General features: G+C 68.7%; 11 protein-coding genes. 10 read left to right on the plus strand and 1 reads right to left on the minus strand.

Features of this window, described 5'->3' with window-relative positions; translation table 11 throughout:
- Positions 1-816, minus strand: an 816-nt coding sequence (locus CMO28_RS13930; RefSeq protein ID WP_296714424.1) for an AraC family transcriptional regulator, incomplete at its 3' end; no start/stop codon positions are given.
- Positions 817-939: 123 nt separating this feature from the next.
- On the opposite strand from CMO28_RS13930, the gene CMO28_RS13935 reads away from it, so the two are divergent.
- The 10 genes from CMO28_RS13935 to CMO28_RS13980 all read left to right on the plus strand — a co-directional run bounded on the left by CMO28_RS13935 (position 940) and on the right by CMO28_RS13980 (position 11,784).
- Positions 940-1,872 (plus strand): 2-hydroxyacid dehydrogenase, encoded by a 933-nt coding sequence (locus tag CMO28_RS13935; RefSeq protein ID WP_296714426.1) that lies wholly within the window; start codon positions 940-942, stop codon positions 1,870-1,872.
- A 203-nt stretch (positions 1,873-2,075) separates the two neighbouring features.
- Positions 2,076-3,668 (plus strand): ABC transporter substrate-binding protein, encoded by a 1,593-nt coding sequence (locus CMO28_RS13940; RefSeq protein ID WP_296714428.1) that lies wholly within the window; start codon positions 2,076-2,078, stop codon positions 3,666-3,668.
- A 2-nt stretch (positions 3,669-3,670) separates the two neighbouring features.
- A complete protein-coding gene (locus tag CMO28_RS13945) occupies positions 3,671-4,651 on the plus strand; it encodes an ABC transporter permease (RefSeq protein ID WP_296714429.1) in 981 nt (326 codons plus the stop codon).
- A 30-nt stretch (positions 4,652-4,681) separates the two neighbouring features.
- On the plus strand, positions 4,682-5,533 hold the full coding sequence (locus CMO28_RS13950) for an ABC transporter permease (RefSeq protein WP_296714432.1): 852 nt from the start codon (positions 4,682-4,684) through the stop codon (positions 5,531-5,533).
- A gap of 2 nt (positions 5,534-5,535) precedes the next feature.
- Positions 5,536-7,188 (plus strand): ABC transporter ATP-binding protein, encoded by a 1,653-nt coding sequence (locus CMO28_RS13955; protein WP_062762099.1) that lies wholly within the window; start codon positions 5,536-5,538, stop codon positions 7,186-7,188.
- Between the two features lie 11 nt (positions 7,189-7,199).
- Complete coding sequence (locus CMO28_RS13960) at positions 7,200-8,165, plus strand: alpha/beta hydrolase fold domain-containing protein (protein ID WP_062762101.1); 966 nt, start codon at positions 7,200-7,202, stop codon at positions 8,163-8,165.
- 14 nt (positions 8,166-8,179) lie between these two features.
- Positions 8,180-8,848 carry an FMN-binding negative transcriptional regulator gene (locus CMO28_RS13965; protein ID WP_062762102.1) on the plus strand — a complete coding sequence of 223 codons (669 nt, stop codon included), beginning with the start codon at positions 8,180-8,182 and terminating at the stop codon, positions 8,846-8,848.
- Positions 8,849-8,892: 44 nt separating this feature from the next.
- A complete protein-coding gene (locus CMO28_RS13970; RefSeq protein WP_296714436.1) occupies positions 8,893-10,329 on the plus strand; it encodes an amidase in 1,437 nt (478 codons plus the stop codon).
- 146 nt (positions 10,330-10,475) lie between these two features.
- Positions 10,476-11,252, plus strand: coding sequence for an IclR family transcriptional regulator domain-containing protein (locus CMO28_RS13975; protein ID WP_296714438.1), 777 nt, complete (start codon positions 10,476-10,478; stop codon positions 11,250-11,252).
- Between the two features lie 70 nt (positions 11,253-11,322).
- Positions 11,323-11,784 (plus strand): YaiI/YqxD family protein, encoded by a 462-nt coding sequence (locus CMO28_RS13980; protein ID WP_062762106.1) that lies wholly within the window; start codon positions 11,323-11,325, stop codon positions 11,782-11,784.
- The last annotated feature ends 343 nt before the right edge of the window (positions 11,785-12,127 follow it).

The raw sequence follows: 12,127 nt of genomic DNA on the forward strand, positions 1-12,127 counted from the left end.
GCGGAACATGGCGGTGAAGGCGCTGGGGCTGTCATAGCCGAGGTCGAGCGCGACGTTGGTGACCGTTTCGCCCGAGGCGAGGCGCGGCAGGGCTTCGAGCAGGCGGATCTGCTGGCGCCATTCGGCGAAGGTGAGGCCGGTTTCGCGGCGGAACTGGCGGGTCAGGGTGCGTCGGGCCATGCCGCCCACGGCGGCCCAGTGGTCCAGATCGTGCTCGGCCGCCGGGTCTTTCAGCACCGCGCGGCAGATGCGCGCCAGGCGCCGGTCCTGGGGCATGGGGGCGTGCAGGTCGACATCGGGCATGCGGGCCAGTTCACCGATCAGCAGCTCGGCGATGCGCGCCTCGCGGCCGGCCAGATCATATTCATGCGGGGCGGCGACCATTTCCACGATCAGCGCGTGCAGAAGCTCCGACACCCGGAACACCCGGCATTCGGCCGGCAGCGCGCCGCAGACCTCCATGTCGAGATACAGCGTGCGCAGGGTGAGCGGCCCCCAATTGCGCACCTGGTGCATGGTATGGGCCGGTATCCAGAGTGCGGTGCGCGGCGGCACCACCCAGGTGCCGTGATCGGTGATCGCGGTCATCACCCCGGTCAGCGCGTATTCGATCTGCCCGCGCGGGTGATCGTGATGGCTGCCGACATTGCCGGCGGCGAACTCCGCCGCCATGCCGACCACCGGCCGGTCGATCGCCTGCAGGCGCTCGGCCGCCGACCGCGCGGCCAGATGGCCGACGATCCCGGTGACATAGGGTTCGGGAGACGGCAGCTCCGCCGCCGTGTCGAAAGCCGAAGATCCGGCATGTCCGAGCATATGGCCCATCCTCGACGATAAATGGCCCGGGACCCGGCGGAGGTCGGATGTGCGGTCAGTATCCTTCGGGACGGCGCCGGATGCAACCGGCACCCGGAAGGACGACCACATGCGGGAGCATCCATGCCCAAACTGATTCTGATCGGCGGCATCCTCGACCTCGGCTTCATGAAGGCGCCGCTGCTCGCCGCCGATCCCCGGCTCGACATCACCGTCTGGCCCGAGGATGACGGCGCCGAGGCCGAAATCGCGGTCTGCTGGCGGCCGCCCGCCGGGCTGCTCGGCACCATGCCGAAGCTGAAACTGGTCCAGTCGATCGCCGCCGGCGTCGACGGCGTGCTGAACGATGCCGGGCTGGACCCCGCCCTGCCGGTGGCGCGGATCGTGGACGACAGCCTGCCGGCGGCGATGAGCGAATTCGTGCTCTGGTCGGTGCTCTGGTTCCATCGCGGCCTGGACCAGGTGGTCCTGCGCGACCGCCCGGCGATCATCTGGCAGCGCCCGCCGCAGCAGGCCGCCGCCGACCGCCGCATCGGCGTGCTGGGGCTGGGCGAAATCGGCGGCCGGGTGGCGCGGGCGCTGTCCGCACAGGGGTTCGCCGTCGCCGGCTGGTCGCGCACGCCGCGCAGCCTGCCGGGCATCACCGGCCATCACGGGCCCGAGGGGCTGGATGCCCTGCTGGCCGAGAGCGAGATCCTGGTCAACCTGCTGCCGCTGACGCCCCGGACCCGCGGCATTCTGGGGGCCGCAACCTTCGCGAAACTGCCCCGGGGTGCCGCCGTGATCAATGTCGGCCGCGGCGAGCATCTGGTGCCCGAAGATCTGATCGCGGCGCTGGACAGCGGCCATCTGCGCGGTGCCGTGCTCGACGTGTTCGCCGCCGAACCGCTGGACCCCGCCCACCCGCTCTGGACCCATCCGCGCGTGCTGGTGACGCCGCATATGGCGGCAATCGCCCGCGACGAGGCGGTGATCGGCCAGATCGTCGAAAACGCCTGGCGGACCGCATGCGGCCGCCCGCCGCTCAACCCGGTGGAGCGCGGCCGCGGCTACTGACCGCCGGCATCGACCGGATTTGGCCCGGACGCGACGAAAGATGGCCCATGCCGCGACGCGGGCCAGGGTGGCCGGGCCCTACACTTGACGACGACAAGGCCCCCTTGCGGGGCATCAACAAGGCCGGGGAGGCCATGGCGACGCCGGAAAACCGGCGCGCCGACGCATGCGGGACTAACCAGCCAAGGGAGTCAGGGCTCGCCATGAACCGTCGCGACTTCAACAGACTGATGCTGATGGCCGGGATCGTCGGATCGACCGGCATTCCGCTGGGCATCCGCCGTGCCGCCGGCCAGACCCGGGGCGGCACGCTGGACGTGATCATCCAGCCCGAACCGCCGGTTCTGGTGGCGGCGATCAACCAGCAGGCGCCGACGCTGACCGTCGCCGGCAAGATCTATCAGAGCCTGCTGAAATTCAATTTCGACCAGACGCCGCGCCCGGGACTGGCGAAGAGCTGGGAGATGTCCGACGACGGCCTGACCTATACCTTCCATCTGGAAGAGGCCGTCAAGTGGCATGACGGCACGCCCTTCACCGCCGAGGACGTCGTGTTCTCGACCACCAGGATCCTGCCCGAGACCCATGCCCGGGCGCGCGGCAATTTCGCCCGCTGCGAGAGCATCACCGCGGCCGACGCCCATACCGTGGTCTTCAAACTGAAGGAGCCCTTCGGCCCCTTCCTGCAATGCTTCGAAATGTCGTCCTGCCCGATCATGCCGAAGCATCTCTACGAGGGCACCGACTATCGCAACAACCCGCACAACGCGAAGCCGATCGGTACCGGCCCGTGGAAGTTCGCGGAATGGGAGCGCGGCTCGCATATCCGGCTGGTGCGCAATGACGAGTACTACAAGCCCGGCCAGCCCTATCTGGACGAGATCATCTACCGGGTCGTGCCCGACGCCGCCTCGCGCGCGCTGGCGCTGGAAAACGGCACCGTCGATCTCACCCAGTGGGGCGATGTCGAGATGTTCGACGTGCCGCGGCTGAAGCAGCTGCCGCATGTCGAATTCACCACCAAGGGCTATGAATTCTATGCGCCGCTGCTCTGGCTGGAATTCAACAACCGCATCAAGCCGATGGACGACAAGCGCTTCCGCCAGGCGGTGATGCACGCCATCGACAAGGATTTCCTGGTCCGCAAGGTGCTGTTCGGCCTGGCCCGGCCGGCCACCGGGCCGATGTCGAAGGCGACGAAATTCTACGACCCCAAGGTCAAGATCTACGATTTCAACCCGGCCAAGGCGATCGCCCTGCTCGACGAGATGGGGCTGAAGCCCGGCGCCGACGGCAAGCGGGCAAAGATCACCTATCTGGTCCCGCCCTATGGCGAGGTCTGGATGCGCTTCGCCGAATACATCCGCCAGGCCCTGTCGAAGGTGGGCATCGAGGTGGTGCTGGAGGCGATCGACGTCGCCGGCTGGGCGACCCGGGTCGGCAACTGGGATTTCGAGGTCTCCGCCCCCTGGCTCTACCAGTTCGGCGACCCGGCGCTCGGCGTGTCGCGGACCTATGTCTCGTCCAACATCCGCAAGGGCGTGCTGTTCTCCAACACCTCGGGCTACAGCAATCCCAAGGTCGACGAGCTGTTCGCCGAAGCGGCGATCGCGGTCGACCCGGCGAAGCGCCAGGCGCTCTATTCCGAGGTTCAGCGCCTGCTGGTCGAAGAGGTGCCGGTGGGCTGGCTGGTCGAACTCGACTTCCCGACCATGTACGACAAGCGCTTCCATGACCTGGTGGTCTCGGCCATCGGCGTGAACGACGACTTCGATCAGGCCTGGTACGAGGGCTGAGCATGTACCAGGCCATCGCGGCGGCGGCGGCCCGGCTGGTGAAGATCGCGGTGATGATCCTGATCATCGCGACCTTCAACTTCCTGCTGGTCCATGCCGCCCCCGGCGACCCGGCGGCCGTGATCGCCGGCCAGTCGGGCGCTTCGGATGAAAAGCTGATCGCCCAGATCCGGGCCGAATACGGGCTGGACCAGCCGCTTCATGTTCAGCTGACCGACTATCTGGCCAAGGTCGCGAGTTTCGACCTCGGCTATTCCTACCGTCAGCGCCAGCCGGTTTCGGTGCTGATCGGCGAGCGCCTGCCCGCCACCCTGCTGCTGACGGTGACCGCCTTCCTGCTGGCGCTGGCCATCGGCAGCCTGCTCGGCACGCTCGCCGGCATGCGCGCCGGGCGCTGGACCGATACGGTGATCTCGGTCCTGGCGCTGCTGTTCTATGCCATGCCGGTCTTCTGGCTGGGGCTGATGCTGGTGCTGATCTTTTCGGTTCAGCTGGGCTGGCTGCCGGCCTTCGGCTTCGCGACCATCGGCCCCAGCCTCACCGGCCTCGATCTGGTGCTGGATGTCGCGACCCATATGATCCTGCCGGTCACCACGCTGGCGGCCATCTATCTTGCGATCTACGCCCGGCTGATGCGGGCCTCTATCATCGAGGTGGAGCACCAGGATTACGTGAAGACCGCCCGGGCCAAGGGGGCGTCGCGCGGCCGGATCATCCGCCATCACATGCTGCGCAACGCCCTGCTGCCGGTGATCACCTTCGCCGGTGTTCAGGCAGGCGCGCTGATCGGCGGCTCGGTGGTGGTGGAAACCGTCTTCGCCTGGCCCGGCCTCGGCCGGCTCACCTTCGATGCGGTGATGCAGCGCGACTATCCGGTGCTGCTCGGGATCTTCCTGGTCATGTCGGTGCTGGTGATCGCGATCAACCTGCTGACCGATCTGATCACCCGGATCATCGATCCGCGGCTGGCCCGGGCCGGCTGACCGCCACACCAGATCAGGATGTGCAGACCCATGCGGGCCTTCTTCTCCGCCTTCTTCCGTCACCCGAGCGGGATCACCGGTGCGGTGCTGCTGGCGCTGGTGGCGGGGCTTGCCCTTGGCGCGCCGCTGCTGTTTCCGGTCGATCCCTGGGAAATGGTCGGCGCCCCCTTCGAGCCGCCGCTGTCCGAGGGGCTGATCTTCGGCTCGGACACGCTGGGCCGCGACGTTGCCGCCGGCATCGCCTGGGGGGCGCGGGTGTCGCTGATCATCGGCATCGCCTCGGCCGTCTCGGCCGCCGGCATCGGGGTGATCGTGGGTGCGGCCGCCGGCTATTTCGGCGGGCTGGTCGACGATGTGCTGATGCGGATCACCGAACTGTTCCAGACCATTCCGGGCTTCGTGCTCGCCATCCTGCTGGTCGCGATCCTCTCGCCCGGCATGGAGACGGTGATCTTCTCCATCGCCGTGGTCAGCTGGCCGCCGCTCGCCCGGCTGACCCGGGCCGAGTTCATGAGCATTGCCACCCGCGATTTCGTCCATGCCGCCCGCTGCCAGGGGGAAAGCGCGCTGGCGATCATCATCCGCCACATCCTGCCCAATGCCGCCTCGCCGATCGTGGTTGCGACCTCGCTGACGGTGGCGACCGCGATCCTGATCGAAAGCGCGCTGTCTTTCCTGGGGCTGGGCGATCCGAACGACATGTCCTGGGGGTTCATGGTCGGTTCCGCCCGCACCGTGATCCGCCAGGCCTGGTGGACCAGCGTGTTTCCCGGCCTCGCCATCCTGCTGACGGTGGTGGCGGTCAACCTGGTGGGCGAGGCGCTGAACGATGCGCTGAACCCGCGCATCTCCCGCGCCCGCGGCACCCAAGGAGGACAGTGACGGTGACAGGAACCTCCCTCCTCGACATCCGCGATCTTTCCATCGCCCTGCCCCGGGGCGGCGACCGGGCACGGGCCGTGGATGGGGTCTGGCTGTCGGTCGCGGCTGATGAAATCGTCTGCCTGGTGGGCGAAAGCGGCTCGGGCAAATCGATGACCGCCCATGCGGTGCTGGGCCTGCTGCCGCCCCGGGTGCGGCTGGCCGGCGGCGAGATCCGGTTTCAGGACGACGATATCGGCCGCCTGGACGAGGCGGCGCTGCGCCGGATCCGCGGCGCCGATATCGGCATGATCTTTCAGGAGCCGTTGAGCGCGCTGAACCCGTTGACCCGGGTCGGCGACCAGGTGGCGGAGGCCATGGCGATCCATGGCCGCCTCGACCGCGAGGGCCGCCGCAGGCGGGTGGCGGAGCTGTTTGCCGGGGTCGGCCTGCCCGACCCCGAGACCATCGGCCGGCGCTTCCCCTTTCAGCTGTCGGGCGGCCAGCGCCAGCGGGTGATGATCGCCATGGCGCTGGCCAATGATCCGGCGCTGCTGGTGGCGGACGAGCCGACCACCGCACTCGACGTCACCACCCAGCGCCAGATCCTGGACCTGATCCGCGCCCAGCAGAAGGCGCGGGGCATGGGCGTGCTGTTCATCACCCATGATTTCGGCGTCGTCGCCGACATCGCCGACCGGGTGGTGGTGATGCGCCATGGCAGGGTCGTGGAGGCGGGCCCCGGCCGCACGGTGCTGGCCCGGCCCTCCCATGCCTATACCCGCAGCCTGATCGAGGCGGTACCCGGCCGCGCCGGCCCGAAGCCCGTGGCCGATGCCACAACCAAAACTCCGGTCATTCTGGAACTCAACAACCTTCGGAAGCAGTATACCAGCCGCACCGGCTTTCGCAGCCGGCGGGTGGTGAACGCCACCGACGATGTCACGGTGGCGCTGCGGGCCGGCGAAAGCCTGGCGGTGGTGGGGGAAAGCGGCTCGGGCAAGTCGACGCTGGCCCGGATGGTGATGGCGCTGACCCGCCCCGATGGCGGCGAAATCCTGTTCGAGGGCCGGAATGTCGCCGGGCTGGGCGGGGCCGCGCTCAAAACCTATCGCCGCCGGGTGCAGATGGTGTTCCAGGACCCCTTCGCCTCGCTCAACCCGCGCCACAGGGTGGGCGATGCCATCGCCCGCGGGCCGATCGCCTTCGGCACGCCCAGGGCCGAGGCGATGGCGATCGCCGCCCGGCTGCTGGAACGGGTGGGGCTCGACGCCTCGGCGGCGGCGCGCTATCCGCATGAATTCTCGGGCGGGCAGCGCCAGCGGATCTGCATCGCCCGGGCGCTGGCGCCGGAGCCGGCGATCCTGGTCGCCGACGAGGCGGTCTCGGCGCTGGATGTCTCGGTGCAGGCGCAGATCCTGGCCCTGCTCGCCGATCTGAAACGCGAGCTCGGCCTCGCCATGATCTTCATCACCCACGACCTCCGCGTCGCCGCCGAGGTGTCGGACCACACCATCGTGATGCGCCATGGCCGCATCGTCGAACAGGGCCCGACCGCGGCGCTGTTCGCGAACCCCGCCCACGACTATACCCGCGATCTTCTGGCCGCCATTCCCGGCCGCGCGATCTTCGCCGCCCGTCACGGGGCGGCATCGGACGCGCCCGCCCCCGCTTGACAGGTACGCTCATGACCGTCTCTCCATACGATGTGCTCGACCCCGAGATCGCGATCTTCGTCCGCCGGATGATCGCCGACGCCTCGGCCCACCCGCCCCGCGAACAGCTGACCCCGCCCGAGGCGCGGCGGGTGGCGGAAATCGTCCGCCAGCCCTGGACCGAGGGCGGGCCGGTGATGGCAAGCCGCGAAGACCATATGATCCCGACCCGCCACGGCCCGGTCCGGATCCGTTTCCATCGCCCCGAAGGGCTGGCGGCGCCGGCACCGGCGCTGATCTACATCCATGGCGGCGGGTTCGTGCTGTTCAGCCTGGACACCCATGACCGGCTGATGCGCGAATATGCCGCCCGCGCCCGGATGGTGGTGATCGGCATCGACTATTCCCTGGCGCCGGAAGCCCGCTTCCCGCAGGCGCCGCAGGAGGTGGTGGATGTCGTGCGCGCCATCCATGCCCGCGCGGCCGAATTCGGCCTCGATCCGGACCGGATCGCGCTTGGCGGCGATTCGGCCGGCGGCAACCTCACCGTCTCGGCCTGCCTGACCTTCCGCGATGCCGGCGAGGCGCCCGTCGCCGCCATGGTGCTGAATTACGGCGGGTTCTCGATGGATCTGGTCAGCCCGTCGGTGCTGCGCTGGGGCGGCGGCAACTATCTGCTCACCACCCATATGATGCTCTGGTTCCTGATGAATTACGTGTCGGACCCCGAGCAGCGCTTCGACCCGCGGCTGCGCGTGCTGGATGCCGATCTGACCGGCCTGCCGCCGGCCTGGATGGTGATCACCGAATGCGACCCGCTTTATGACGAGAACCTGGAGATGCGCGACCGCCTGGCCGCGGCCGGGGTTCCGGTCGGTGCGAAAGTCTATCCCGGCACGGTACACAGCTTCCTTGAAGCGGTATCGGTGGCGAAAGTGGCCGGCGCGGCGCTGGACGACACGGCGCTCTGGCTGAAACATACCCTTCGCCTGAACTGAGGGAGGCAGCGCCGATGTACACCCCCGCCGCCTATCTGGAAGAGCGGCCCCGGATCATCCACCAGGCGATGCGGGCCTGGAGCTTCGCAACCCTGGTCTCCACCGGTGCCGACGGGCCGGTCGCCACCCATCTGCCGATGCTGGTGGACGAACGCCCGGATGCGCCGCCGCGGCTCGTGACCCATATGGCGCGCAACAACGAGCAATGGCGCCATTTCATCGGCGGGGAAACCCCGGCCCTTGCGATCTTCCAGGGGCCGCACGCCTTCATCTCGCCGTCCTGGTACGAAGACCGGATGACCTTCCCGACCTGGAATTACGCCGCCATCCACGGCATCGGCCGGCCGCGTCTGGTGGAAGAGCCGGAAGAGATCCTGGCCGTGCTCCGCCGCACCGTCGCCCTCTGGGACACGCCGCTCGGCGGCCCCTGGTCGTTCGCGGCCATGCCCGACGCGCTGATCCTGCCCAGGCTGGAGCGGATCGTGGCGATCGACATGCCGCTCGACCGCGTCGAGGCCAAGTTCAAGCTGAACCAGGACAAGACCGCCGCCGACCGGGCCGGGGTGATCGCCGCGCTCGACGCCGCCGGTGACGATCAGGCCCGGGCCATGGCCGCCATGCTCCGCGCCTTCGAAACCGAGGGTGCCGACGCCCCCGGCGGTGCCACATTGTCGGGGCGATGAGCCCCTGATTTCCGTCTTTCCCCCAACCTGCCGGAGGGTCCTTCATGACGACCGAGACATCACTGCCGACCACGCCGCTCTGGCAATGGGATGCGACCGATATCGCGGCCGGCATCCGCAGCCGGGCGATTTCGGCACGCGAGGCGCTGACCGCCTGTTTCGAGCGGATGGACGCCGTGAACGGCCGGATCAATGCCGTGGTGATCCGGCTGGACGAAAGCGCCTTCAAGGCCGCCGACCGCGCCGATGCGGCGCTCGCCGCCGGAGAGGAAGCCGGGCCGCTGCACGGCGTGCCGGTGACGATCAAGATCAATATCGACCTGGCGGGATCCGCCACCACCAACGGCCTGCCGGCGCTGGCCGGCAATATCGCGGCCGAGGATGCGCCGGTTTCCCGCAACTGGAAGCTGGCCGGCGCCGTGCCCTTCGGCCGGACCAATGCGCCGAGCCTGTCGATGCGCTGGTTCACCGACAACCCGCTGCACGGGGCGACGCTGAACCCCCACGCCCCCGGCCGCAGCGCCGGCGGGTCCAGCGGCGGGGCGGCGGCGGCGCTGGCGGCCGGCATCGGGCCCTTGGCCCATGGCAATGATCTGGGCGGATCGGTGCGGCTGCCGGCCTTCTGCTGCGGGGTGACCGGCATCCGGCCGACGCTGGGCCGGGTGGCGGCGTTCAACCCGTCGCTGGGGGTGGAGCGGATGATCGTCTCCAATCTGGCCGCGGTGCAGGGGCCGCTGGCGCGCAGCATCCGGGATCTGCGGCTGGGCCTGGGCGCCATGGCGGCACGCGACCCGCGCGACCCCTGGTGGGTGCCGGTGCCGGAACGGCCGCGGCGGCATGCGGCCCCGATCCGGGTGGCGCTGTTCGTGCCCGAGGGCACCACGCCGCCGGTGGCCGATGCGCTGCGCCTGGCGGCCACCTGGCTCGCCGAAGCCGGCTATGAGGTGGTGGAGGCGAGCCCGCCCAATTTCGCCGAAGCCCATCAGCTCTGGCTCGACCTTTTGTCCACCGAGAACCTGTTCGGCACCCGCGAAACCGCCCGGACCTATGGCGATACGGTGCTGAACAACATGGTCGACGCCATGGCGCTGGCCGGGCGGGAACTGGACCTGACCGGCTTCATCGCCGGCCTTGCCCGCCGCAACGCCATCCTGCGCAACTGGCTGGCCTTTTTCGAGCACACGCCCCTGATCCTGATGCCGGTGTCGCTGGAACCGGCGATGGACCGCGAGGCCGACCGCAAGCCCGCGGCGGAGCTTCGGCCGCTGATCGACGCCTTCGCACCGCTGAACGCCACCGCCATTCTGGGCCTGCCCGGGCTGTCGGTGCCGGTGGGTTTCATGCCGTCGCCCGACGGCACCGGCCGGGTGCCGCTGGGCGTGCAGATCGTCGGCGGCCGCTATGAAGAAGCGACCATGCTGGATGCAGGTGCGGCGATCGAGGCCCGGGTCGGCCCGACCCTGCCGGTGGATCCTCTCTGAACCGGGGCCCCTCTGAACCAGGTTGGGGGCTGCGCCGCCCGGCCGGGAATGCGGCCACACCAGGCGGATGGACGGATCGGCTTCGTTCGCCTAGCATGGGGGACGTTCACCCCACGAACGGCACCCATGCTGTCGCGGAGCGGCCGATGATCGACCCGGATTCGCCTGATTTCGTCGCATCCTTCGCCCGCGGCCTGAGCGTCGTGCGCGCCTTCGGCGCCGAGGCGCCACGCCAGACGTTGAGCGAGGTGGCGGAGCGCACGGGGCTGACCCGTGCGGCCGCCCGCCGCTTTCTGCTGACGCTGGAGGCGCTGGGCTATGCCCGCAGCGACGGCAAGCATTTCGAGCTGACGCCCATGGTGCTGGAGCTGGGCTTTTCCTACCTGTCGTCGCTGGACATGACCGAGGCGATCCAGCCCTGGCTGCGCCGGGTGAGCGACACGCTGGGCGAAAGCTGCTCTGCCGCCGTGTTGGACGGGATCGACATCATCTATGTCGCCCGCGCCGCCGCCCGCCACCGGATTCTGGCGATCAGCCTGAATGTGGGGGCAAGGCTGCCGGCCTGGTGCACATCCATGGGCCAGGTGCTGCTGGCCAACCTGCCGCCGGCCCGGCGCAACATGCTGCTGCGCGACATTTCTTTCGAGCCCCGGACCCCCCACAGCCTGGGCGACATGAAAAGCCTGGGCGACCGGCTGGCCCTGGTCCGCGACCAGGGCTATGCCATCGCCGACCAGGAACTGGAGCTGGGGCTGCGGTCGATCGCGGTGCCGCTGCACGACCGCACCGGCGTGGTGGTGGCGGCGATGAATGTCAGCGCCCAGGCGGCACGGGTGAGCGTGGAGATGCTGGAGGGCGAATATCTGCCGGTGCTGCTGGATGCCGCCCGCCAGTTCGAGGCGACCGAGCGGGTGCGGGGATGAGCGCTGCCGGCCAGACGGCCCGCGTCGCGGCGCTGGCATCCGTGGCCGGATCAGGGCAGACTGCCGCCCCATGACCCCGCCCGTGATCCATATCGATGCCGATGCCTGCCCGGTGAAGGCCGAAACCTACAAGGTGGCGCAGCGCCTGTCGCTGAAGGTGCGCGTGGTGGCCAATGCCTGGCTGAACGTGCCGCAGGACCCGAGGGTGGAGCTGGTGACCGTCGGCGACGGCTTCGATGCCGCGGATGACCGGATCGTCGCCGATGTCACACCCGGCGATGTGGTGATCACCGCCGATATCCAGCTGGCCGCGCGCTGCCTGGACGCCGGGGCGGCGGTGGTGGCGCCCGATGGCCGCGAATTCAGCCGGGCCAATATCGGCCAGGCGCTGGCGATGCGGGCGCTGATGGCCGATCTGCGCGCCGGCGCCGATCAGGGCGGGCTGAAGGGCCCGAAGCCGATGACCCAGCGCGACCGGTCCAATTTTCTCCAGACACTCGACCGGGTGATCACGCGACTGATTCGCGGCTGAGAAGATTAAAGCACACATATATCATCCATGATGATTGGTGTAAAAAAGGCGTCCACCACCAATATTTCGCACGTCGGTTTTTACACTTGATTAAACGGAAACCGGGATACTGGCGCCAGCTTCCCACAAAAAGACGGCGGCGCCTGCCATGCTGAACAGATTTGTTTCCAACCTGAAGATGACCCACAAGGTGGCGTCGATCGTTCTTCTGATGTCGGCCGTGACCGCGGCGATATCGGTGGTGTCTTAGAGCCCGTCCGGAAGGTTATTGAATCCGGTGAATCCGTTGTGATTCTATGCCGCGCCAGAGGAAATGGGAGCGGACAGAATGTGGACGACGGAA

Origin of the sequence: Tistrella sp., from assembly GCF_002684955.1 — a bacterium.
GTDB classification, from domain to species: domain Bacteria; phylum Pseudomonadota; class Alphaproteobacteria; order Tistrellales; family Tistrellaceae; genus Tistrella; species Tistrella mobilis.

Bases quoted from the DNA above. Each gene is read 5' to 3' on its own strand.
- CMO28_RS13980 (WP_062762106.1), top strand. From the start codon at position 11,323: ATGACCCCGCCCGTGATCCATATCGATGCCGATGCCTGCCCGGTGAAG.
- CMO28_RS13950 (WP_296714432.1), top strand. From the start codon at position 4,682: ATGCGGGCCTTCTTCTCCGCCTTCTTCCGTCACCCGAGCGGGATCACC.
- CMO28_RS13945 (WP_296714429.1), top strand. From the start codon at position 3,671: ATGTACCAGGCCATCGCGGCGGCGGCGGCCCGGCTGGTGAAGATCGCG.
- CMO28_RS13935 (WP_296714426.1), top strand. From the start codon at position 940: ATGCCCAAACTGATTCTGATCGGCGGCATCCTCGACCTCGGCTTCATG.
- CMO28_RS13970 (WP_296714436.1), top strand. From the start codon at position 8,893: ATGACGACCGAGACATCACTGCCGACCACGCCGCTCTGGCAATGGGAT.
- CMO28_RS13940 (WP_296714428.1), top strand. From the start codon at position 2,076: ATGAACCGTCGCGACTTCAACAGACTGATGCTGATGGCCGGGATCGTC.
- CMO28_RS13960 (WP_062762101.1), top strand. From the start codon at position 7,200: ATGACCGTCTCTCCATACGATGTGCTCGACCCCGAGATCGCGATCTTC.
- CMO28_RS13975 (WP_296714438.1), top strand. From the start codon at position 10,476: ATGATCGACCCGGATTCGCCTGATTTCGTCGCATCCTTCGCCCGCGGC.
- CMO28_RS13965 (WP_062762102.1), top strand. From the start codon at position 8,180: ATGTACACCCCCGCCGCCTATCTGGAAGAGCGGCCCCGGATCATCCAC.